Origin of the sequence: Saccharopolyspora sp. NPDC002686, assembly GCF_040295745.1 — a bacterium.
GTDB classification, from domain to species: Bacteria; Actinomycetota; Actinomycetes; order Mycobacteriales; family Pseudonocardiaceae; genus Saccharopolyspora; species Saccharopolyspora oryzae.
This window is the reverse complement of sequence record NZ_JBEOVY010000051.1, coordinates 1-21,612: the sequence shown is the minus strand read 5'-3', so window position 1 is coordinate 21,612 and position 21,612 is coordinate 1. Positions and strand designations below refer to the sequence as shown.

At 67.9% G+C, this 21,612-nt stretch carries 19 protein-coding genes; 11 read left to right on the top strand and 8 right to left on the bottom strand.

The window, feature by feature from the left end; genetic code table 11:
- The first annotated feature begins 49 nt into the window (after positions 1–49).
- A complete protein-coding gene (locus tag ABTZ89_RS09755; RefSeq protein ID WP_351042357.1) occupies positions 50–1,495 on the top strand; it encodes a tetratricopeptide repeat-containing diguanylate cyclase in 1,446 nt (481 codons plus the stop codon).
- Positions 1,496–1,609: 114 nt separating this feature from the next.
- On the opposite strand, the gene ABTZ89_RS09750 is transcribed toward ABTZ89_RS09755, so the two are convergent.
- The 3 genes from ABTZ89_RS09750 to ABTZ89_RS09740 are packed head-to-tail and all read right to left on the bottom strand — an operon-like array spanning position 1,610 to position 4,459.
- Positions 1,610–2,377 (bottom strand): SDR family NAD(P)-dependent oxidoreductase, encoded by a 768-nt coding sequence (locus tag ABTZ89_RS09750; RefSeq protein WP_351042354.1) that lies wholly within the window; start codon positions 2,375–2,377, stop codon positions 1,610–1,612.
- On the bottom strand, positions 2,370–3,740 hold the full coding sequence (locus ABTZ89_RS09745) for an MFS transporter (protein ID WP_351042351.1): 1,371 nt from the start codon (positions 3,738–3,740) through the stop codon (positions 2,370–2,372). The genes ABTZ89_RS09750 and ABTZ89_RS09745 overlap by 8 nt, the downstream gene beginning before the upstream one ends.
- Before the next feature lie 17 nt (positions 3,741–3,757).
- Positions 3,758–4,459: an acetoacetate decarboxylase family protein gene (locus ABTZ89_RS09740; RefSeq protein ID WP_351042348.1), complete on the bottom strand. Its 702-nt coding sequence runs from the start codon at positions 4,457–4,459 to the stop codon at positions 3,758–3,760.
- A gap of 125 nt (positions 4,460–4,584) precedes the next feature.
- On the opposite strand from ABTZ89_RS09740, the gene ABTZ89_RS09735 reads away from it, so the two are divergent.
- Positions 4,585–5,523 carry a LysR family transcriptional regulator gene (locus ABTZ89_RS09735; protein WP_351042345.1) on the top strand — a complete coding sequence of 313 codons (939 nt, stop codon included), beginning with the start codon at positions 4,585–4,587 and terminating at the stop codon, positions 5,521–5,523.
- A gap of 35 nt (positions 5,524–5,558) precedes the next feature.
- Here ABTZ89_RS09735 and ABTZ89_RS09730 read toward each other — a convergent pair whose 3' ends face one another.
- Positions 5,559–5,948: a hypothetical protein gene (locus tag ABTZ89_RS09730; protein ID WP_351042342.1), complete on the bottom strand. Its 390-nt coding sequence runs from the start codon at positions 5,946–5,948 to the stop codon at positions 5,559–5,561.
- A 401-nt stretch (positions 5,949–6,349) separates the two neighbouring features.
- On the opposite strand from ABTZ89_RS09730, the gene ABTZ89_RS09725 reads away from it, so the two are divergent.
- Positions 6,350–6,796 (top strand): Hsp20/alpha crystallin family protein, encoded by a 447-nt coding sequence (locus ABTZ89_RS09725; protein ID WP_270948296.1) that lies wholly within the window; start codon positions 6,350–6,352, stop codon positions 6,794–6,796.
- Between the two features lie 64 nt (positions 6,797–6,860).
- A complete protein-coding gene (locus ABTZ89_RS09720; protein ID WP_351042338.1) occupies positions 6,861–7,184 on the top strand; it encodes a MerR family transcriptional regulator in 324 nt (107 codons plus the stop codon).
- Positions 7,185–7,511: 327 nt separating this feature from the next.
- Here the strand turns inward: ABTZ89_RS09720 and hchA are convergent, their stop codons facing one another.
- Positions 7,512–8,393 (bottom strand): glyoxalase III HchA, encoded by an 882-nt coding sequence (gene hchA / locus ABTZ89_RS09715; protein WP_351042335.1) that lies wholly within the window; start codon positions 8,391–8,393, stop codon positions 7,512–7,514.
- A gap of 263 nt (positions 8,394–8,656) precedes the next feature.
- Here hchA and ABTZ89_RS09710 point away from each other — a divergent pair, with 263 nt between their 5' ends.
- A complete protein-coding gene (locus tag ABTZ89_RS09710) occupies positions 8,657–9,934 on the top strand; it encodes a PucR family transcriptional regulator (protein ID WP_351042332.1) in 1,278 nt (425 codons plus the stop codon).
- Between the two features lie 98 nt (positions 9,935–10,032).
- Here the strand turns inward: ABTZ89_RS09710 and ABTZ89_RS09705 are convergent, their stop codons facing one another.
- The gene (locus tag ABTZ89_RS09705; protein ID WP_270948292.1) at positions 10,033–10,503 is read right to left on the bottom strand and encodes a L,D-transpeptidase; all 471 of its coding nucleotides are present in this window, start codon (positions 10,501–10,503) and stop codon (positions 10,033–10,035) included.
- Positions 10,504–10,915: 412 nt separating this feature from the next.
- On the opposite strand from ABTZ89_RS09705, the gene ABTZ89_RS09700 reads away from it, so the two are divergent.
- Entirely contained in the window at positions 10,916–11,926 is a 1,011-nt protein-coding gene (locus ABTZ89_RS09700; protein WP_351042373.1) for an ankyrin repeat domain-containing protein, read from the top strand.
- 194 nt (positions 11,927–12,120) lie between these two features.
- Here ABTZ89_RS09700 and ABTZ89_RS09695 read toward each other — a convergent pair whose 3' ends face one another.
- Positions 12,121–13,221, bottom strand: a complete 1,101-nt coding sequence (locus ABTZ89_RS09695; RefSeq protein ID WP_351042329.1) for an alkaline phosphatase family protein — start codon at positions 13,219–13,221, stop codon at positions 12,121–12,123.
- Between the two features lie 23 nt (positions 13,222–13,244).
- Positions 13,245–14,750: a purple acid phosphatase family protein gene (locus ABTZ89_RS09690; protein WP_351042326.1), complete on the bottom strand. Its 1,506-nt coding sequence runs from the start codon at positions 14,748–14,750 to the stop codon at positions 13,245–13,247.
- Between the two features lie 378 nt (positions 14,751–15,128).
- Between ABTZ89_RS09690 and ABTZ89_RS09685 the strand changes: the two genes are divergently transcribed.
- The 5 genes from ABTZ89_RS09685 to ABTZ89_RS09665 all read left to right on the top strand — a co-directional run bounded on the left by ABTZ89_RS09685 (position 15,129) and on the right by ABTZ89_RS09665 (position 21,576).
- The gene (locus ABTZ89_RS09685; RefSeq protein ID WP_270948288.1) at positions 15,129–16,127 is read left to right on the top strand and encodes a LacI family DNA-binding transcriptional regulator; all 999 of its coding nucleotides are present in this window, start codon (positions 15,129–15,131) and stop codon (positions 16,125–16,127) included.
- 114 nt (positions 16,128–16,241) lie between these two features.
- Positions 16,242–17,276, top strand: a complete 1,035-nt coding sequence (locus ABTZ89_RS09680) for an extracellular solute-binding protein (RefSeq protein ID WP_351042323.1) — start codon at positions 16,242–16,244, stop codon at positions 17,274–17,276.
- A gap of 45 nt (positions 17,277–17,321) precedes the next feature.
- On the top strand, positions 17,322–18,386 hold the full coding sequence (locus tag ABTZ89_RS09675) for an ABC transporter ATP-binding protein (RefSeq protein ID WP_351042320.1): 1,065 nt from the start codon (positions 17,322–17,324) through the stop codon (positions 18,384–18,386).
- Positions 18,383–20,137, top strand: coding sequence for an ABC transporter permease (locus tag ABTZ89_RS09670; protein ID WP_270948285.1), 1,755 nt, complete (start codon positions 18,383–18,385; stop codon positions 20,135–20,137). The genes ABTZ89_RS09675 and ABTZ89_RS09670 overlap by 4 nt, the downstream gene beginning before the upstream one ends.
- A 35-nt stretch (positions 20,138–20,172) precedes the next feature.
- Complete coding sequence (locus ABTZ89_RS09665) at positions 20,173–21,576, top strand: class-II fumarase/aspartase family protein (RefSeq protein ID WP_351042316.1); 1,404 nt, start codon at positions 20,173–20,175, stop codon at positions 21,574–21,576.
- Positions 21,577–21,612: the final 36 nt, after the last annotated feature.

The following is a 21,612-nucleotide window of genomic DNA, read 5'->3' as shown; positions in this document are numbered from 1 at the left end:
CGGGTTAGGTGGCGGCGAGGATGAGACTGTGCGGGAGAACGATCCGTTGATGGCGGGGTTGGTCCCCGAGGCGGACCGGCATGTCCGGATGCTGCTGGAGTCCGGCCGCCCGAACGCCGCCGGCCTCGCCTTCAAGCGGCTGATCGCCGACGGGGCCAACCACGTCGATGGCCCGTGGGACTCCAGCGTCGTGCTCGTGCACCGGGCATACCTGGCGTGGCGGCTGGACCGGATCCCGCTCGCCCTGGACCTCGTCGCCGAGGGGTGGACCGGGCTCGACGTCGACCGGCCGGAGGGCGGCGCCGCCGCCCAAACCATCGGCATGCTCGGGGATCTGCTGCAGGCTGTCGGGCACCACGACGCCGCGCGCGAGTTCATCGCCCAGTCGGTTCAGGTCGCCCGGCGCTGCGGGGATCCGGAGGTACTCGCGCACTGCCTGGAGCGGGAGGCGAATTGCTGGCAGCTGCGGGCCATGAGCGCCAACAGCACCGCCGACGACTGCTTCCGCGCGGCGCTGGAGCTCTTCGACGAAGCGCTGTCGCTGGCCTCCCCGGGACAGGTCCGCGATCGCGTTCGGGCCGGCAGTGCTCGGGCGCTGGCCGCCCTCGGGCACCTCGCCGAAGCGGAGAGCCGCGCGGTGCAGGCCCTGGCAGCGGGCGAGGAAGCGCAGGACCGCTACACCTCGGCGATCGCGAACTGGGTGCTCGCCGAGATCCGTCGGCACCAGCACCGACTGGCCGAAGCCCGGACTTTCGCCCGCCGAGCGGTCGAAACAGCGGAATGGATCCGGGACACCAGGCTGCGGATTCGGTTCTCGCTGGCGCTGACCGCGATCTGCCGAGAGCTGGGCGACCCCGTCGGAGAAGCCGCCGCGCTGCGCAGCATGGTCGCCGCCAGCAGAACCGCGATGCGCGTCCTGCAGACCGCGCTCGGCCAGGCCCTGGACCAACGCCGCGCCGCCATCGAGGCGCAGCGCCAGGAGTCCGCCGCGCAGCAGGACGCGTGCCAGGACCCGCTGACCGGCCTGCTCAACCGGCGCGGCGTGGAGAACCGGGCCTCGGCTGCCGATCAGATCTCGGTGCGGTGGCTGATGGTGATGGACGTCGACAACCTCAAGGAGATCAACGACGCCGCGGGCCACATCGCGGGCGACGCCGTCTTGCGGGAGTTGGCTCAGCTGCTGCGGCGCGAATGCCGCTCCGACGACCTGGTCTGCCGATGGGCGGGCGATGAGTTCGTGGTGCTGCTCGCCGACCGGACCGACGGCCCGGAGCTGGCCGAGCGCATCCGCGCGGCGGTGGGGACCCACGACTGGACGCCGCAACTGGGCCCGGGAGGCCGACCGCCGACCGTCAGCGTCGGCGTCGCCGTCGGCGCGACCTCTTTCGCCGCCCTTTTCGTCGCCGCCGACCGAGCCCTCTACCGGGCGAAGCACGCCGGCCGCAACAGGGTCGAGGTCGAAACCGGCCAGGCCCTTCCGCCGGCACCGATCTGACGCACGCGGATCGGATTCACAGTCCTCGCATCAAGCTTCTCCGTTCCGATCAGGGATTTCAGCTGAACTCCTGTGCAGAGCTGGTGGCCGCAGGGGCATCCGCAGCGAGTTCGGTCAGCAGATCACCCAACCCCCGTCGACGTTGAGGGTGTGGCCGGTGACGTATGCCGAGGCCGATGAGGCCAGGAAGAGGACCGGGCCGGCGAGGTCGTCAGGTTCGCCGATCCGGCCCAGCGGGATGTGCCGGCGCACGATCGAGTCCGTCGTCTCCTGGTCGGGTAGCAGTTCTGCGGTCATCTGCGTCCGCATGTAGCCGGGAGCTATCGCGTTCACCCGGATGCCGTCGGCTGCCCATTCGTAGGCGAGGTTCTTGGTCATCTGGATCACGGCTGCCTTGGTCATGTCGTAGACCGAGGAGCGCTCGCCGTCCACGACCTGGCCGCCGATCGAGGCGATGTTGACGATCCGGCCACCGCCGCGCTCCCGCATCCGCTGGGCCGTGGCCTGCGCGACGAAGTAGGCGGCACGGACGTTGACCGCGAGCAGTGAGTCGAACTTGGTGGTCGGGAACTCGTAGGCTCGGTCGCGGGCGGTGATTGCGGCGTTGTTGACCAGCACGTCCACGCCACCGAACCTGGCACAGAGGTCGTCGAGCAGTTGCTCGACGGCGGTCGCATCGGTGACGTCGAGCGCGGCCGGTTCAGCGCGGCCGCCGGCACCCGCGATGTCTTCTGCGACGTCTTGAGCGTCCGTTGCCAGCACGTCGGCCACCACCACCAGCGCCCCGGCACTGGCCAGCGCCCGGCACTGCGCTGCTCCGAGCCCGCGTCCGCCTCCGGTCACGAGGGCTACCTGGCCGGAAAGGTCGAAGAGCTCACGCACCTCCCGACACCTCCGAGTTCGTCGTCGTGGGTGCGGCAGGTCTGCTGCGGCTGGCCTCACCCAGCGTCATCCCCTTTGTCTCCGGCGCCCAGAGGTGACTCACCAGGTAACCGAGCGCGCACACTGCCGCGCTGACGTACATCGCCGTGGCCACCCCGAACCCGTCGATGATGCTCGGCAGCACCAGAGTTCCCAGCGCGGCTCCGATCCGGCTCACCGCAGCGGCGATACCAGCCCCAGCAGCACGCAGGCCGGTCGGGAACAGCTCGGCGGGATAGGTGAACTCGAGCACGCCTCCGGCGGACAGCACGATGCTGAACAAGATGAACAGGCCGACGACGATGGGCGCGGGCGCGTGCTGGTAGGCGCCGAAGACGACCAGCATCACGGTCATGATCGCCATCGTCCACAGCAGCAGCGGCCGCCGTCCGATCCGGTTGATCAGCGCCATGCCCACCACACCACCGACCACCCAGAAGGAGGTGATCACCAGCGAGCCGAGCGCACCATCGTCGACTCCGAGACCCAACAGCACGGCGGGCAGGAAGGTGTAGATCGCCAGGTTCTGCCACGCCCGGGCGAACCAGAACCCTCCGGCGAACAGCGTTCTGGTCCGCCAGCGGGCGGAGAACAGCACTCGGTAGGGGTGCCCGGCCGCCGGTTCCTCGCGCAGATCGGCCGTCGTGATGCGCGGGCTCAGGTACTGCCGGCAGATCAGCAGCGCCTCGTCGAGCCTGCCCTTGCTGGCCAGCCAGCGCGGTGACTCGGGCAGCCCTACCCGGAGCATCAGCACGATTGCCGAGGGCACGGCGCTCGATGCGAGAACCCATCGCCAGGTCGAGTCGCCGAGGTCGGGGAACACGATTCCGACGCCGAGCGCGGCGATGTAACCGGCCGCCCACACGGTGGAAAGGCTGCCGAGGAAGGGGCCTCGGATGCGGCGTGGGGCGAATTCGGACAGTAGCGCGGGGCCGATCGCGTAGTCGGCGCCGATGGCGACGCCGATCAGCAGTCGGATCACGAACAGCTGCCACGGCTCGGTGGCGAAGAACTGCAGCACCGAACCGATCAGGAACACCGTCAAATCCGCTGTGTACAGCGCTTTCCGGCCGATTCTGTCGGTGATCGGGCCGAAGACCAGACCACCGAGGAAGAGGCCGATGAGGGCGGAGGAGCCGAGCAGCCCGGACCACCAAGCGGTCAGGCCGAATCCGGCCGGGATCAGCGGCAGGGCGATCGCGATGGCGCCGAGGATGTAGCCGTCGATGAACATGCCGCCAGCTGCGGCGAACCCGACCCGGTAGTGGAATCGGCTGGGTGGGAGGTCGTCGAGCGCTGTGCCGGGTGCTGGTAGGTATGGCATGGAGCCACTCCCTTCGCTCAGGCGGGTCCGGCGACCTGCCCGTAGTCGAGCACGAACCGGCCGCGGGTGAATTCGGCCCCGACCACGCGAAGTGGTTCCAGCACGCCCAGGCGATCCCCGGCACCGTCTTTGAGGTTCAGCGACGCCCGACCTGCGGTCCGCTCGGTGACCGCGGCGTCCGGTAGCACGTTGCGGACCATTGCGGTCGCCGACGCATTGGCGTCGACCGGGCCTGGCGAGCGGCGCACCTGGAAACGCGGTGACAGCACCGGGAAGTCCACCTGCGCACTGGCATCCGGCTCGAACTCGGCGGACATCAGCGTGCCCAGGCGGGAGCACGTCGCGCGGATCTGGCTGCTGTCGGCGTACTCCAGGTCGACCTCGGCGAGCTTCTTCGGATAACCCCAGATCTCCCGGCCGACGGTCAGCGCGTCGTCGGTGGTCACGTATTCGTAGGCGACGTGCGCACCGACCTCGCCCCGGTAGGAGCACGGGACGACAACACCGGCCTCCTGGTACGGGCGTAGCCCGGACACCTGCTGCACGTCCATGAAGAAGACCTCGAACAGCTCACCGACCGGTTCCAGCGCTGCAGGCAGGACTGCCCGCAACGCCTCCACCGAGGTGCGAGCCAGCACCCCGAGACGGCGGTAGGCGGTGTAGACGTAGGGCGGCGGAGGGTAGAGCGGGTCGCGTTCGGGGCCGCTGATCTCGAGCATCGGTGCTCCTCGTCAATTGGGAGCCGTCCACGCCGGACGGTGCTCAAGACGACAACACGGCCGTTCGACGCCGGTCCAATACCAATGCGCCCGAACTCTGATACCGCAGCGATATCATGCCCGCCATGGAGTTGTGGCAGCTTCGGTACTTCGTGGCCGTTGCGGAAGAACTGCACTTCGGCCGTGCCGCACAACGGCTGAAGATGGCGCAGCCGCCGTTGTCGCAGCGCATCAACGAGCTGGAGGCCGAACTCGGAGTCAAACTGTTCGACCGGTCCCGCCGCGGCACGGCGATCACCGAAAGCGGTTCCCTCTTCCTGGAACACGCCCGCCGAGTGCTCGCCGAGGCGGAGGTGGCGCGGCAGGCGATGCACCGGGTCCGGCCACTGGAATCCCAGCGGATCTCCCTCGGCGTACCACCGGACACCCCGAGCGTCGCCGTCGAAGTGGCCTACCGCCGGTTCGCCCGAAGTCGCCCGGACCTGCGGCTGGACATGCGCGAGCACACGTCGAACGAGCAGATCGCTCTGATTGCTGAAGGAAGGCTGGAAGCTGGTCTCATCCGGCATCCGGCCGACCTCACCAGGCTGGCCGAGCACCGGTGCGGGATCGAGCTGGAGCTGCCGATGGGCGTCCTGCTGCCGCGCGAACACCCACTGGCTTCCGGCGATCGCATTGCGCTGCCGGATCTGACCCCGATGCCGCTGATCATCTTCCAGCGCACGATGGCGCCGCTGCTCTACGACACGATGCTCGCGACCTGCCGCTACCACGGATACCTGCCCGAGGAGATCAAGCACGCGCACAACCCGGATCTCGTCGCGGGGTTGGTGCTGGCAGGTCGAGGAGCCCACTTCGTCGAACGACGACCGTTCGAGCCCGCTGGCCTGGTTTGGCGCCCCCTGACGGGAAATCCGCTCGTCTGGCGGACATCCACCGTCTGGGGCGGACAACAGGACTCCGACTTGATGTCCGATTTGGACCGTGCGCTCACCGCAGGCCTCAAGCAGGCCGGCTACCGACGGCTCCGCAACAGGAAACCAACCACCGACCGGCGCGGATAACAGGGCCTCTCGTCGGTCCTTCGTGCTGTACGCGGCTACAGGTCGGGTTCGGGTCGTGCTTGGAGGTCGCTGGAGGTGTGCAGGTCTACGCTTTCCATCGCGGTCCAGTACCGGTTGGCGTCGCCGACGGCCGTGGTCAGCTCGTCACTGAGCCGGGCCAGGTGGGTTCCGGCGACCCGGAGCTTGTCGGCGGGGTCATCGCTGATCCTGGCGCGTTCCAGCTCCTGTTGATCGAAGCGCCCCACCTGGTCGGCCAGCACGGAGCTGAGGTTGCCGAGTTGAGCGAGCGTGCCCACGATCGCGGAGCCGAAGGCGTAGAGGTCCTGCAAGGATGGTTGCGGGGTTCGGGCCTGCTGGCTCACAGCCACCGCCACTGCGTCACGCGCCTGATGCAGCGCTTCCAGAGGATGTTCCTGCTCAGACACGAGGTGCCTCCTCCGCTCAATCGTGGATTCTGCTCCGAGCTCACCGCATCATCGTCCGGCCTCCGTCGCGGCGGCTGCTGCCGTGGTCCAGTGGGCTTCTGCCATGCCACATTGCCATCGTCTGCACCACCTCCCACTGCCGGAAAACAGGCGAAGCGGCTCCATATAACTGGGAGTGGATGTCCTTGCATATCTGGTGTGGTGGTTTCAGAATAAGTGATGCAAGGCTTTTGGCAAGAGGCCTACCAGCGGAAATGAGGGAGGTGAGCGGCTGTCGGTCATGTCTGCTCGCGGAGCGCTCGGGGAGCGAGCGTCCCGACGGGTGCGGGGCCTTTCCCCGGCGCTCCCGCGGCCGAAATCGTGTGCGGTGACGATGAACGTGTGAAAGGACGTGGTCAGTGATGACGCTGGCGTTCGATCCGTTCTTCCGTGATCTCAACCGGCTGACCGCCGAGGTGTTCGGCAGCGCCCGCGCACCCCAGACCATGGCCATGGACGCCTACCGGGCCGGCGATGACTACGTGGTCGAGTTCGACCTGCCCGGCATCGACCCCGAGTCGCTGGAAGTCAGCGCGGAGCACAACACCCTGACCGTGCGCGCCCAGCGCCGCGAGCGCCCGGCCGGGGAGGGCGATGCCGAGGTCAGCTACCTGACCGCCGAACGCCCCCGCGGCACCTTCTCCCGCCAGCTCTCCCTCGGTAGCGGCCTGGACGTGGACAAGATCAGTGCCGACTACACCGACGGGGTGCTCACCGTGAGGTTGCCGGTGGCCGAGCGGGCCAAGCCGCGGCGCATCGAAATCGGTCACGGCGGCGGCCGCAAGGTCATCGAAGGCGCCACCCAATGACCCCTCGCTCCCGGGCCCGGCCTGCAGCCGGGCCCGGCGTGCATTCCGACCTCACGAGGTGCCGATGACTGCTCAATCGCCCGACGACCAGGTGGCCAGCGCATTCGACGACGTCGACTACCCCGCCTACACCATGGGCCGCGCCGCCGAGATGCTCGGCGTCACCCCTGAGTTCCTCCGCAGCCTCGACGCCGCCGGGCTGCTCACCCCCGACCGTTCCGCCGGTGGGCACCGCCGCTACAGCCGCACCGAGCTAGCCCTCGCCGCCCGGGTCCGCGAACTCCTCGACTCAGGCCTCACCGTCCTGGTCGCCGCCTGCCGCATCGTCGAACTCGAACGCGACCTGGCCACCGCCCAGCGCTCCGCCGGCGCCGACGGGACGCCCTGACCATCAGCGGCGCCCCGCGGTCCGCGAAAACCCGGCCCGACGGTGGTCACCGGCGTCGATGTGCGGGATGGGCGTGCCGGGACAGGTTCCTGCGGCGAGGGTTGTTCTTTGTGATGTTCCGTTCGAGCCCCATCGGTCGATCCTCGGGCAAGCGGAGGGACGCCGATTCACGCCATCTTCGCGAAAACTGTTGAGGCAGGCAAAGTTCTGGCCGACATGCTTACGCTCCGGCTAAGTGTCCACTTAGGGCTGCAGGTGGCAAGTCAGTGGAAGCCGACCGCTTCCCGGGCGAGCACGTCGGAGAAACCTCCGACTGCCCCGGGTGCTCTATGCGGTTTCCTGGACTGCCTCGATGAGAGCTCCGGCGGCGAGCAGGCCGAGATCGTTCGAGGCGAGCGGGCTGTCGCCGGTGAGGAGCTTGCGGTCTTGGTGGGTCTTGCCGGTCATGTCATCGTTGAGGACCGTCAGGCCCTGCTTGGTCAACCGATCGGCGACGAGCCACCGCAGCCGCCCTGGCAGGTAGCCGATGTCAAGGTTCGGGCCTTCGTCGAGAGCATCCGGGAACACGCAGACGGAGTAGCCCTTGAACGGCGACTCCTGCTTGCCCAGGGATGCGGCTAGCAGCGCGGCCGGGCCGTGGCACAGCGTGATGATGAATTTGTCGTTCGCCAGAGCCCAGTCCAGCGTGTCCTGCACTGCCTCGCTCTCCGGCAACCCGATGACGGCTGCATGCCCACCAGGGATGAACACGGCGAGGTAGTCGGAATCCGCTCCGAGTTCGTCGGCGACGACCTCGGTGAGTTTCTTGGGCTGCTTCAGCTTCGGCTTGAGCGACTCATAAGTGGCCTGTACGGCTTCGTCCTCGTGCGGCATGGCCCACAATTCGAGTTTGGCCGGGTTGCCACCGATGGTCGCGACATCGACCTCGAAACCGGCCTCGATGAGGTGGTGCAGGGGAAGCAGCATCTCGACCGGATGGTTGCCCGTCGAGAAGAACTTGCCGTCCTCCAGCAGGAGGTAGCGCTCATCCGCGGCGATCATGAGGATCTTCCACTTGCCCCCGGTGTATTCACCCTTGTGCTGCACACCGGCGAAGTTGGTCTTCGATGACGTGTACTGGCTCAGCGAATACGGGGACGGGAAGAACGCGTTGTCCTCAGCTTCGTCCGGCGTTGGATTCTTGCTCAGATCGGCAGTATCGGACGACATCTCGTGAACCTGCTTTCATCGTTGAACCTGGTCGAACGTGCGGCCTAGCGAACATCAGCTCGGTGCCCGCAGGACGATCTTGCAGCCGTGGGAGCCGCTTTCCACTGGCCTTCGTAGTACTGGACTATCCCGGTGACTCGCCCTCGGGGCACGATGACCGGCTCACAACACCTGGCAGTTCGTCTTGTGGTTGGACAACAAATGTCGATTACGCTGGGGGCGAGGTTGACCACCGGGCGGCGACTTCGGGTTGGGGAGGTGCGGTGAACGCGCGACGCGATGGGGCAGCGGACGAGGTCGCTCCCGCTGTTCGTCGAATCATCGATGGCGTCGAGGCGTTGTTCGATGTGATCGTGGCGCGCTCGGTGGAGAAGACCTGGGCGCAGGTGCCCGCATACGCCGCGAGCCCGGACGAAGGGCTGCGCGCCGAGCTGACCGCGCATGTGGACGCGGTGTTCAGGGCTGCGCTCACCTCGCTGTCGGAGGCCAGGTCGCCGCAACGTTCCGACTTTCCGGTCACCTGGAAGTACGCGGCGAATCGCGTGCGCCAAGGCGTCACCTTGTCCGACTTCCTCCAGGCTTACCGGATCGGGCAGGTCACCCTTTGGGAAGGTCTGCTGGAAGCCGCGGAGGACGACCCTGAGGCGCGTGAAGCGGCACTCACGCTCGCCACTCACGTGATGCAGGTGATCGAAGTGGGCAGCACGGTGGCGGCGGAGGCTTTCCTGCACGCCCAGCAGCATCAGGTCGCGGAAACCGACCGAGTCCGTCGAGACCTCCTCGAGGACCTGCTCGCGCGCCGCGACCTGTCGCCCGGCCCTAAACAGGCCATGCTTCGGTCGGTTGGCCTCGAGCCCGAGACCAGGGTGAGCGTTGCGTCCGCCGCACCGGTCGGGCCGCTGGCCGGTGATTGGACCCTGCGCGAAGCGGTATCCGCGGTGCGTGAGGCGGTCGGCGCCGGCTATCAAGGGCTCACGGTCGTACGCCAGGACGAGGTCGTCACGATCTCCCCGGTGCGCTCCAACGGAATCAGCGGTGTAGTGGACGTCTTGGAGCAAGCGATTGCGCGGCTGAGCCGTCGGGGAATGCCGTTGGCAGTGGGTATCAGCACCGTCCACGAGGGCCTGACCGAAGTGCCGGAAGCCTATGCCGAAGCATGCGCGGCCAGGAACGGGCTCCGGGGTGAGCCCGGAGTGCTGGCGCTTCCGCTGCTGTCCACCTTCGACTACCTGGTGCTGCGTGATGATGAGACCGCCCGTCGGCTCATCCGGCCCGCGCTGCGGCGGTTCGTGGAGGAAGACCGGGCCCGAGGCGGCGCACTGATCAGCACGCTACTGGAGTACATCGCCAGCGATCTCAACGCGAAGGTCGCGGCGGAACGCCTGCACGTGCATGCCAACACCGCCTATTACCGGTTGGATCGCATCGCTGAGCGCACCGGGTGCGACCTGCGGCGGCTCGCCGACGTACAGGAGCTCTTGATCGCCGTGCGGTTGCTGTCCGGTCGCCCATCGGCCGGATCGTCGCCGGGGAGTCCGTGAACGCACCCCAAGTTTGTGACCCGGCCACTAAGGGCAAAGCGAAACGCCCTGCTCTCGCAGGGCGTTTCGGGTTCAGTGCCGCGGGCGATCCGGTCGGGTCACTGCACGACCTGGACCTCGTCACCGACGTTGAGCTTGTCGAAGAAGGTCCGCGCGGACTTCTCCGACAGGTGCACGCATCCCGCCGAGCGGTTGGTCAGGCTGCCCTGGTGGAACGCCACGCCGGTGTTGGTGAAGAACACGGAGTACGGCATCGGCGCGTTGTTGTACTCCCGGCTGACGTGGTCCTTGTCCTTGTACTGGACCTGGAACGTTCCGGTCGGGGTGGGGGAGTCGGGGCGACCCCCCAGCGCAGAGGCCTCGCCGTAGTAGACCTGCCCATCCCGGATCAGCCAGGCGCGGTTTCGGGACAGGCTCACGCATGCCTTCGCCGTGACCGTGCACGGCGTCCCCGCAACCAGGGCGGATGAATCCGCGGGTGCGGCTTCCGCGGTCGGGACCAGCCCGGCGAACAGGCCACCCGACAGCGTCGCGATCACCGATAACGCGATCGTCTTCCTGCGAGACATCCATTCTCCCCTCATGATCAGCGGCTCTGCCAAAACGCTTCCGCCAAGCCGAACCGCCGATTCCGGTCATTCGGCGTGGTGCCAGCGCTCGGACGGAGCTGAACTCTATTCGGTCCCCGATGTGAGCTGGGAACCGACCTTCTTCGAACGGTGCGAATATGGCTTGTTCGGACAACGGGCTGGATGAAACCGCCGAGTTGTGCGAGATTGCGGCATTGATCCATTTTGACCAGTTCGGCGAAATCCGGAGCAGCTGAGTTGTGCACGTACTCGGGTGAGTCGCAGGCAGGACGTGCGGTTCGCTTTTCGAGCGTGCGGCGCGGAGCGGGGGCTTCGAACATCTCGTTCCAGCTTGGCCGACATCAACAGCCGAAGGCAAGAGCGCGTTGGCTGTTGTCGATGTCCGGAGTCGATGTCGGTGGGTTGGGACAAGATCACCCACGTGTCCCGCACGTCTCGAAGGGGGAGCATGGTTACTGCCGATAGATCCGGATGGGCTGGGCTGAGCTTCTGGGCTTGGACGGATTACGGCCAAATCCGGGCGCGGCTCGACGCGGGCGCCGATCCGAACGCCCCGGTGCAGACAAGTCGGCCCTTGCACGAAGCGGCAGAGCGCGGTTCGCCGGAAGTGGTCGCGGAGTTGGCGCGTCGCGTCGATGACCTCGACGCGGAATGCGAGGGCCGCACGGCGCTCTGGCGCGCCGTCTACGCCAACCGCCCGGACAACGCCCGCGCCTTGGTCGCCGCCGGCGCCGATCCGAGGCGGCCGACGATCGCGGGCTGGTCACCCGCCCGCCTCAGCCTGGCCGGGCCGAATCCCGACCTGTTCGACCTCGAACCCGGGGAACTCGAGCTGTCCCGAGAAGAAGTCGCCGCAGTGGCGGAAGCGCGGCGATTGACCGCGGCCCTCGGCAACCTGGAGGTCACCGAGGGACTCGGCCTGGCTTGCGTCGCAGGAATCAGCTCCGCCGAAGCGGCGCGGCGGCTGGAGGCCGTGCCCGTCGAGGGCTTCGAACCCGACCCGTTCGACTTCGAGCAGGACATCGCCCTCATCGGGGCCACCGATGTGCCCGGTGGCTGCGTCATCAGCCAGCTGTGGGGTTACGCGCCGCAAATGCCAGGTGTGACACGCCGACTGTCCGCGGGCACCATCTGCTACGGCTTTTATGCCAACCCCAAGAGCGGCGGGCAGGGGAGCATCGCCCGCGATGGTGTCATCGAGGGGTGGGATCTGTCCCCAGGTGGTGACCCCTACCCCGATGATCCCGCCGAACAAGTCCTCGCCGCCTACCTCTACCAGCGCAACGCCGTCGCCTACTGCTGCGCCTATGCAGGTCTGCGGCTGACCGACAGCCGCGCGATCAACGGCAAGCCCGACCGCTGGCTGCGGCTGCCCGAACGCGACTACTGGCAGTGGACCTGACGAGCTCCAACGCGGCGCCGGGTGCTGCTCTCGCAAGCGGCGCCCGGCGACACGGGGATTCTGCTCTCCCATCGGGGTGGGGCTGGCGAAGGAGACCGCGAGGAAACCCGCGCCGGACACCGCCCCCGGTCTTTACGAGCCGGTGAACCAGATCGCTCCGACGACGGGCTGATCGTCGAGATCCGGTCCCGGCCTCACCCGTTGAGAACGTCGTTGCCGAAGCGGGACAGCCCCGGGGTGGCGGCGTACCCGATGTGGGGCAGGCCGAACACGTCCTCGATGCTGGCCAGCAGGGAGTAGTGGTTGTAAGGCGTGTCGGTCGAGGTGTTCGGACGGGTGTGCGGCGACAGCACCAGCGTGCCCGTCCGGCCGCCGCCCATCCCCGTCAGGCCGGGCAGCGGGGCGTTCGGTCCCGGGCCCTCGCCGCAGCACGCCGCGGCGTCCCCGCCTTCGGACTCGTCGAAGGTGATGATCAGCATGCCGTCCTGCTTGAAGGCCGGGGATTCGGTGATGACCGGAACCCACTTCCGCAGCCACGCGTCGGCCGAGACCAGGCCGCCCGGCTGGCCGTCCACGCACGGTGCATCGTGCCCGTCATCGCAGAGGTTCGGTGTGATGTAGGTGAGGTTCGGTGTCGTGTCCGCCCGAGCCAGGTCCGCGGGCAGCGCGTTCAGGTCGACCACCCGCTCTCCGCACGCCGGCGAGTTGATGATCGATGCGAAGTAGACGAACGGGTTGTGCCGCGCCGCGTACTGGTCGCCGACCTCGGCGCGCTGCGTGTCGTCGGGTGCGTTGAGCTCGGGGTGGCGACACGGGGTACCCATGTCCTCCATGTAGCCCTTCCACGTCTTCCCCGCCGCCGTGAGCTGACCCGGCAGGGTCGGCACGGACTCCGGGTACAGGCACCCGCGTCCCACGGCCTGCCCGGGTTCGGCGGTCCCGGTCTGGACGAACGGCGTGAAGACCTGGCAGTCGGACTGGGTGTCGGAGTTCGGCCCCTGCCCGGAGATCTGCGAGATGTAGTTGTCGAGGCTGAAGTGCCCCGTCGCGTGGTACTGCGAGAGCAGGACGCCCTGCGCGCGCAGCGTCTGGCTCAGGTAGGGCGCTTTCGAGGCCGGGCCCCACGTTTCGTCGAAGCCCTTGTTCTCCAGGTTGATCACGAACACGTGGTTCACCTGGGGTTTTCCGGACCCGCTGGCCGGGGTCGGGGTGGTGAAGTTCGTGCCGGCGAGCACGGCCCCGACTACGGCGAGGCAGCCGAACAACGACAGCAGCAAGGGATGTTTGTGGATCACGGCGGGCATCTCCGGGAATCGGCTCAGCCGTCGTTGCGCGGCCGGGTCAGGGTGAACGACTCGAAGGGCTGCGGCTGCGAGCCGGAGCCGGGCGAGGTGTGGAAGTAGGTGACGTGCAGGGCGGTCGTACCGCCGGGTTCGGAACCGGGGTCGACGTCGATCAGGGCGAAGCCGAACGGCCAGCTCGGATCCCGCACCGCGGACCAGGTCGCGACCTCGGGCTGGACCGACGTCGCCGTGCGCCCGGTGATCACCTTCGCGACAGGTGGCGCACCGTCCACGCCGCCGCCGTAGGTGTTGGTGGGGATGTCCGTTCCGCCGCCGCCGAGCACCATGTGCACGGTGCCCTTGCTGGTGTCCACGACGTCGGTGCCGGTGGCCACCACGCTGGGGCGCAGCGTGGGACTATCCGCGTCCACGCCCCGGACGGGGTGGGTGCGTTCGTAGTCGTGGTCGTGCCCCGCGAGCACGAGGTCCACGCCGTAGCGGTCGAACAGCGGCCCGAACTCCTCGCGGATACCGAGGTCGCTGCCGTTCCCGGTCGACGACGAAAGCAGCAGCTGGTGCATGCACACCACGATCCAGTCGATGCCGCGGTCGGCGCGTGCCTGGGCCAGGGTCGCTTCCAGCCACCGCTGCTGCGCTCCGGCGCTGTACCCGCGGATGTAGAAGTTCCCGGCGTCCTGGAAGCAGACGTCGTCGTTCTGCAGCACGACGAAGCGCACCGAACCGGCGGTGAAGGCGTACCAGTTCCCGGAGAACTCGGGAATCCCGTTGTCCGGCAACCAGAACCTGGTGAGGTAGGAGGCGAAGCCCTGCGGTCCGTTGCCGAGTTCGTTCTCGTGGTTGCCGGCCGCCGGCATCCACGGGCGGTTGCGGGCGGAGCGCATGTTGTTGTTGAAGAAGGCGTTCCACGCCGCCGCGGGGTTGTGCTGGAGGTTGCCGTAGGCGAGGTCGCCGTTGAGCAGGTGCAGGAGCGGCTTCTTGGCCTCCACCTGGTCGACGACGTAGGCACCGAACGGTCCGGAGACGGTGTAGGTCGTGTCGCCGGTTCCCTGGTCGCCGAAGCTGGTGAACCGGAAGGGAGCACGCCCCCGAGGCCCGGTCTCGAAGGTCCCGGTGACCGGATCGGCACCGTCGTGCAGGACCTCGTAGACGTATTCGGTTGCGGGGTGGAGCTTGTCCAGCGGGACGTGGTGGGTGAAGACCTCGATGCCGGTGGCGTGGTCGAGGTACGTGCGGGTGATCGCCGGCACGGTGGAACCGTAGCCCCCGGCCGGCGTCCCCAGCCTGAGCATCGGATTGGCCACCGCGGTCGAGGTGGCCCACGACACCGTCATCTGGGTCGCGGCATCCGAACCGAACTGCAAGTGCAGCTGTTCCGGAACGGCCGCACCGGCCCTGGCCGGCTGCTGCCACAGAACAGGTCCCGCCAACGCACCTGCCGCGGCGGTACCGGCGGCCACCCCGAGGAACCTGCGCCTCGAAAGACCGAACTGATCTTCATTCGCGATGGAATCGTCACTCACGAGAAGGAATTGACGCGCAGGGACCTGAACAACGCGTGAACGCTGCACGCATCTAGCCGCAAGCGAAAATGGCAACACCGGGTCCAGCGAGCGGATGACCGAAACCGGTTCTTATGCGATAACAAGCACAATTCGAATAAACGAGGCTCTGCTGGCGTGTCCGGAGATTCTCTCCCCCGGAATTTGTAGAAATTGTCCGCAGTAGCCAATTCGCTGGCGAAAATTGCTGACCGATCGGTGGTCGAAGCCATCGAGATTCGCTTCGACGATCCTCGGTTGCTGCTGTGATAGCACCTGTCGCGGCCCGAGCTTGGCACGATCATCTGTTGCCGAAGGCCGGGGTAGCCCGTGGCGGGGTAGGTTGGTCTGGTGGCACGGGTGACTTTGCGTGATGTGGCCGAGAAGGCGGGTGTGTCGCGTGCGACGGCTTCGCTGGTGTTGCGGGGGACCGGGCGGGTTTCCGATGCGACACGTGAGCGCGTTGAGAAGGCGATGTCCGACCTGGGGTACGTCTACGACCGGGTCGCTGCTTCCCTGCGAACCCAGCGCGGGCAGTTCGTCGGAGTCGTGATCACCAACATCGGCAACCCGTTCTTCTCCGAGTTGTTCAAGGGGTTGGAGGCCGGTCTCCTGCGGGCGGGGTACGTCCCGCTGCTGGCCAGCACCAGCGACGACGTGGAACAGCAGGACGCGGTGCTCACCGGATTCCACGAGCACCAGGTCGCCGGGCTGGCTCTGGTCCCCGCCACGGGGTCGGACCAGGCGCTGGTGGATCGATTGACCGCTTGGGGGATCGGCCACGTGCTGCTGACGCGGTACCTCGGCGACGCCCGGCTCACCTACGTTGGCGCCGACGACGTGCTCGGTGGACGGCTTGCGGGGGAGCACCTGGTGCGGCACGGCGCCCGAAAGTTCGCTTACGTCGGCGGATTTCCGCAGATGCTGTCCCGCCGGGACCGGTTGACCGGGCTTCGGCAGGCGGTGGAGGAGGCCGGGCTGGACCCCGACGACGTCATCGACCTGCCTGGGCGGGTCAGCGGAGCGGGCGGCCTGGAGCTCGGTCGTGACCTGCTCGACCGCGGCGAGCTGCCCGACGCCGTCCTCTGCCACAGCGACAGCGTGGCGTTGGGATTGTTCCGGGCGATGCACGACAAGGGTCGCACCGACGTGCGGGTGATCGGCTACGACGGCATCGCTGATGCGGCGCTGTGGGAGCCGCCGCTGACGAGCGTCGCGGTCCACCCCGGTCGGCTCGGGGAACGTGCGGCCGAAATGCTCCTCTCCCGGATGGCGGGGCCGAAGGCGGCACCTGATGTTGAGCTAGCGGAGCCCGAACTGGTGATCCGCCGTTCTTGCGGGTGCGGTAGCGAAGGTTGACATGGGCGCGGCCACCCGTGTCTACTTGCCCGCAACCTCATGCGATAGATCGATCTACCACACGTGAAGCGGTTGCTAGATCGATCTACCAATCTTCTGCGAAGGAGCAGTGGTATGCCTTGTCGGGCGTTGCGGATCCTGCTGATCCCCCTGGCGTTCGTGCTGCTGGTGAGCGGGTGCGGGCTGAGCCCCGCGTCGACTCAGGACACTTTGATCATCTACACCTCCCGCCCGCAGGTGATCGCTCGCGGCGTCGTCGAGCAGTTCGAGCAGGCGAATCCGCAGTACCGCGGGAAAGTGCAGATGCTGACCATCGGAGCCCAGGAGGTCGTGGAGCGGGTCCGGGCCGAAGCCGGCCAGCCGCGTGCGGACGTCTGGTGGGGCGGGACTTCCCAGCAGTTCGAGCAGGGAGTGGCCGACGGGCTGCTGGCACAGGCACCGGCCGAGGCTGCGCAGCGGGTTCCCGCTGAGTACCACGGTGCGAACGACCTGTGGCTGGGCGAGATGCGCATGGCCCAGGTGCTGTTCTACAACAGCGAGATGCTCTCGCCGGAGCAGGCGCCGAAGGATTGGGACGACCTGGTCTCCCCGCGGTTCCGCGACCAGATCCTGATCCGGGACGTCGCCGCCTCGGGGACCATGCGCAGCATCTTCTCCGCCCTGGTCGCGCAGAAGGCGGCCGCCGGCGGTAGCCCGGAGGCAGGTTTCGCGTGGCTGCGGGCGTTGGACGCCAACACCAAGGAATACGTGCCCAACCCCTCCGACCTCTACCTGCGGGTGCAGCGCCGGGAGGCGTCGGTGAGCGCCTGGAACTTGCAGGACGTGCTCGTGCAGCGGAGCAAGGGCGCGCCGTTCGTTCCGGTCGTGCCGGCATCGGGCGCGCCGATGCTGCTGGACGGGGTCGGGAAGCTCAAAGGCGCACCGCACGCGGCGGCCGCCGATGCCTTCATCAACTTCCTGCTCCAGGAGTCCACGCAGCGTCAGCTCGCTGAGAAGTCCTTCCAGATCCCCACGGTCCCGCTGCGCGAACAGCCGGCGTGGCTGGCCTCCACCGGGCTGAAGGAGATGGCGGTGGACTGGCCGGAGGTCAACCGCCACGAGCGCGAGTGGATCACCCGCTGGAGCGAGCAGATCAAGGGCCGCGGCTGAGACGCCGAGAGCTTCCCCCGACAACCGCGACGATGGAGTCCGCGCATGATCCCCGTCCGACTGGACCAGGTCAGCAAGACGTATGCGAACAACACACCAGCGGTCAGCGTCGACCTGACCCTGGGCAGCGGCGAGTTCTTCACGCTGTTGGGCCCCTCCGGGTGCGGCAAGTCGACGTTGCTGCGCATGATCGCCGGGTTCGTCGAACCGACGACCGGGCGGATCCACTTCGGTGATCGCGACGTGACGCGAACACCGCCGCACAAGCGCGACACCGGCATGGTGTTCCAGAACTACGCGCTGTTCCCGCACCTGACGGTCGCGCAGAACGTGGCCTACGGGCTCGTGGTGCGCAAGATCGGCAAGGCAGAACGAAGCGAGCAGGTCGAGCGGGCGCTGAAGCAGGTCGGCCTCGCCGGTTACGGTGACCGCCGGGTCGATCAGCTCTCCGGCGGGCAGCAGCAGCGTGTCGCGCTGGCGCGCGCTGTGGTGATCTCGCCCTCGGTGTTGCTGCTCGACGAGCCTCTGTCCAACTTGGACGCCAAGCTGCGCGAGGAGACGCGGGCGCAGATCCGGGAAGTCCAGCGCAGCGCGGGGATCACAGCGGTGTACGTCACGCACGACCAGGCCGAGGCGATGGCGATGAGCGACCGGATCGCGGTGTTGGACCGCGGATCCGTGCACCAGGTCGGCACGCCGCGCGAGATCTACCAGCGCCCCAGCACGTCGTTCGTCGCGCGCTTCATCGGTGGCAGCAACGTGCTGCCGGTCGAGGTCGCCGGCCGCAGCGGCGGGGACGTGACGGTCCGGTTGCCCGGCGGCCGGGAGCTGGACGTGCGCAACGGACAAGGCGCCTCGGATCTCGAGGGGGACCTCGCCGTGTCGTTGCGCCCGGAGTCGCTGCGCTTCTGCGAGCCCTCGGACGGCGAACTGGCCGGGACCGTGACCGGTGAGGAGTTCAACGGAGCGTCCACGTCGTTCACCGTCGAGGTCGAGGGCACGACCATCACCGTGACCTCCGCCCAGGAGGACTTGCGAGCACATGTCCAGACCGGAGAGAAGGTCGGCCTGACCGCGGATCCGCACCGCGCTTGGTTGGTGACCCGATGACGAACTCCACGCTCCTGGAACAGCCTGCTCGCACCGCTGAGCCACCGAAGCAGCGCCGGATGCGGCTGCCGCGCCGGGACGCTGACAGGTTCATCTACGTCCTGGCCGCGCCGGTCGTGTTCATCCTCCTGCTGTTCGTCGTCATCCCGATGCTGCAGACCGTGTTCACCAGCACCGGCGGACCCGGGTTCGCGGCGAACTACGGAACCTTCTTCTCCGGGGCCTCGGGCGCGGCGCTGCTGACCTCGGTGGGCATCTCGTTGGCTTCGGTGCTCACGTGCGGGACGGTGGGCACGGTCCTGGCCGTGCTGCTGGTGCGCTTCGACTTCCCCGGTCGGCGCGTCCTCGAGGTCCTCGCCGTGCTGCCCATGGCATTGCCGCCGCTGATCGGTGCGGTTTCCTTCGCGCTGCTCTACAGCGAGACCGGCATCGTGCCGCGGGCGTTGAGCGCCTGGTTCGGCATCGACCCGGCGACGTCGGCGATCACCGGCGTGTCCGGCGTGCTGCTGGTGCACACGCTGACGATGTTCCCGTTCTTCTACCTGTCGGTGTCGGCAGCTCTGGCCGGGTTGGACCCGTCGCTGGAGTCGGCGGCGGCGAACCTCGGGGCCGGCCGGTTCCGGGTGTGGCGGACCGTGGTCCTGCCGATGCTGACCCCTGCTCTGGTGTCGGGCTCGCTGCTGACCTTCATGATCTCGATGGCGTCCTTCACCGCGCCGCAGCTGTACAACGTGCAGACCTTGACGATGCAGATCGTCTCGACGCGCACGTCGGGCAACGCGGAACTCGCCGCCGCGCAGGCGACCGCGCTCTCGGTCGTTTCGATCGCGTTCCTCGTCGCGATGCGCTGGTACCAGGGACGGCGCACGCACCGCAGCCTGTCCAAAGGCGCCCAGGTGGACCGAACATCGGCTCGGGGAGCGGGGCGCGTCGCCGCTCTCGTCGCTAGCGCGGTCCTCAGCGTCGTGCTGCTGGCACCGGTGTTGGTGATCGTGCTCGTCTCGCTGTCGGTCGACACGGCCTGGACCACGCAGATCGTGCCGGAGGAGTACACGCTGGACAACTACCTCACGATCTTCACCGAGCCGACGAGCCTGCTGCCGATCTCGGTGAGCGTCCAGATGAGCCTGCTGGCCACGATCGGGGCAGCGCTGATCGGTTCGATCGCCGCCTGGGTGGTCGCGCGTTGGCGCGGCGCGGGGAAGACCCTGCTGGACATCATGATCATGCTCCCGTGGGCGCTGCCGGGAACGGTCATCGGCGTCAACATGATCACCGCGTTCAACGAGCCGCAGGCGTCGAACCTGGGACTGACCCTGGTGGGCACGCTGTGGATCCTGCCGGTGGCCTACTTCGTGCGCTACGTCCCGCTGGTCTTCCGCTCGGCGGGCGCCTCGCTGGACCAAATGTCGCCCGAGCTGGAGGAAGCCGCCCGCAACCTCGGCGCCGGCCCGCTCCGGGTACTGCGCACGGTGACGCTCCCGCTGGTCGCACGAGGGGTGCTCGCCGGGGCTTTGCTGGCATTCGTGGACGGGGTCGGCGAGTACGTCGCCTCCGTGGTGATCTACCCGGCCGGGCTCGCCCCGATGTCCGTCGAGATCTACAACCGCATCTACTCCGCGCAGTTCGGCACCGCCGCCGCGTACGGGACCTTGCAGGTCGTCCTCATCCTCGTGGTGCTGATCGTGTCGAACCGGCTTCAGTCGGGCCGGAAGAGCAAGTCGGCGCTCGCCGCGGCTCCGGTCTCCTGACGCCACCAGTCCTTCGAAGGGAAACCCTCCACCCCATGACTGAACGCTTCACCGCCGGTCGGGTGCCAGACGCCGGCATCGCCCAGCTTTTCGCCACCGAGCACCGGTGGCAGAGCTGGCTCGACGTCGAGGCGGCTCTCGCCCTCTCCGAGGCCGATCTCGGGATGCTTCCGACCGAGGCGGGAGACGCGATTTCCGCCGCGTGCCGCACCGAGCGGCTGGACCTCGCGCGCGTGCGAGAGGGCATCGCCCGTACGAGCCACCCGTTGATGCCGTTGATCACCGAGCTCACCCGCGCGGTCGGCGAGCCGCACGGCGGCTGGGTGCACTGGGGCGCGACCACGCAGAACATCACCCAGACCGGAGACGTCCTCGTCCTCCGCGAGGCACACCGCACGATCCTCGCCCAGCTCGGCCGCGTGATGGTGTCCTTGGCCGAACTCACCGAGCAGTCGGCGGAGGTCGTCATGGCGGGCCGGACCCACGGGCAGCACGCGGTCCCGATCACCTTCGGCTTCAAGACGGCATCGTGGCTGGACGAACTGGAACGCCACGGCACGCGGTTGCAGGAACTCGCGCCGCGGCTGTCCGTGGCGATCATCGGTGGCGCGGTGGGGACGTTCGCGTCGTTCGGCAAGCACGGCGACCGAGTTCAGGAAGCAGTGGCCGACCGGCTCGGTCTGCGCCCGATGCGGGTGCCGGCCCGCAGCATCACCGACCACTTCGCCGAATTCGGTTGCACCCTGGGCCTGTTGGCCGGCACGGCCGGACGGATCGCCCGCGAGGTCTACACCCTCATGAAGACCGAGTACGGCGAGGTCGAAGAACCGGTCCCGGCGGGAACGGTGGGCAGCTCGACCATGCCGCAGAAACGCAATCCCCAGCTCTGCCAGGACATCCTCGGCATCACTGCGGAGATCCGGGCGCTCGTGCCGCTGATGCTGGAATCGCTGCACAACGAGCACGAAGCGGACCACACCCCGAGCGGAATGTTCGACGCGTTGGCGCGAGCCTGCATCCTCACCGGCGACACCCTGGAACGCCTCGACCTGATCGCCCGGGAACTCGTGGTCAACCCGGAGCGGATGCGCCGCAACCTCGACCTGACCGGTGGCGCCATCAACGCGGAAACGGTCATGCTGGAGCTGGGCACCAAGATCGGTCGTCAACGCGCCCACGACATCGTCTACCAAGCCGCGCAGAAATCAGCGACCGACCACAGCACGTTCAGCTCGTTGCTCGCCGAGGAACCAGGTATCGCGCAGCACCTGACCGGGGCCGAGATGACTGCCTTGCTCGACCCCGCCAGCCACATCGGACGATCCGCGGACATCGCCAGGAGCACAGCGACAGAAGGCCGAAGAGCCTCCGCCTCGATCCACCGCTGGCTCGCCGGAACCGACCGGGGCCATTCTCCGGTCAGGAAGACGGCTGGCTGAGGGACTGGTCGGGCCCGGCAACGCGCGGGCTCGACC

Bases quoted from the DNA above. Each gene is read 5' to 3' on its own strand.
- ABTZ89_RS09755 (WP_351042357.1), top strand. From the start codon at position 50: ATGGCGGGGTTGGTCCCCGAGGCGGACCGGCATGTCCGGATGCTGCTG.
- ABTZ89_RS09745 (WP_351042351.1), bottom strand. From the start codon at position 3,740: ATGCCATACCTACCAGCACCCGGCACAGCGCTCGACGACCTCCCACCC.
- ABTZ89_RS09740 (WP_351042348.1), bottom strand. From the start codon at position 4,459: ATGCTCGAGATCAGCGGCCCCGAACGCGACCCGCTCTACCCTCCGCCG.
- ABTZ89_RS09735 (WP_351042345.1), top strand. From the start codon at position 4,585: ATGGAGTTGTGGCAGCTTCGGTACTTCGTGGCCGTTGCGGAAGAACTG.
- ABTZ89_RS09725 (WP_270948296.1), top strand. From the start codon at position 6,350: ATGACGCTGGCGTTCGATCCGTTCTTCCGTGATCTCAACCGGCTGACC.
- ABTZ89_RS09720 (WP_351042338.1), top strand. From the start codon at position 6,861: ATGACTGCTCAATCGCCCGACGACCAGGTGGCCAGCGCATTCGACGAC.
- hchA (WP_351042335.1), bottom strand. From the start codon at position 8,393: ATGTCGTCCGATACTGCCGATCTGAGCAAGAATCCAACGCCGGACGAA.
- ABTZ89_RS09705 (WP_270948292.1), bottom strand. From the start codon at position 10,503: ATGTCTCGCAGGAAGACGATCGCGTTATCGGTGATCGCGACGCTGTCG.
- ABTZ89_RS09700 (WP_351042373.1), top strand. From the start codon at position 10,916: ATGTCGGTGGGTTGGGACAAGATCACCCACGTGTCCCGCACGTCTCGA.
- ABTZ89_RS09680 (WP_351042323.1), top strand. From the start codon at position 16,242: ATGCCTTGTCGGGCGTTGCGGATCCTGCTGATCCCCCTGGCGTTCGTG.
- ABTZ89_RS09675 (WP_351042320.1), top strand. From the start codon at position 17,322: ATGATCCCCGTCCGACTGGACCAGGTCAGCAAGACGTATGCGAACAAC.
- ABTZ89_RS09670 (WP_270948285.1), top strand. From the start codon at position 18,383: ATGACGAACTCCACGCTCCTGGAACAGCCTGCTCGCACCGCTGAGCCA.
- ABTZ89_RS09665 (WP_351042316.1), top strand. From the start codon at position 20,173: ATGACTGAACGCTTCACCGCCGGTCGGGTGCCAGACGCCGGCATCGCC.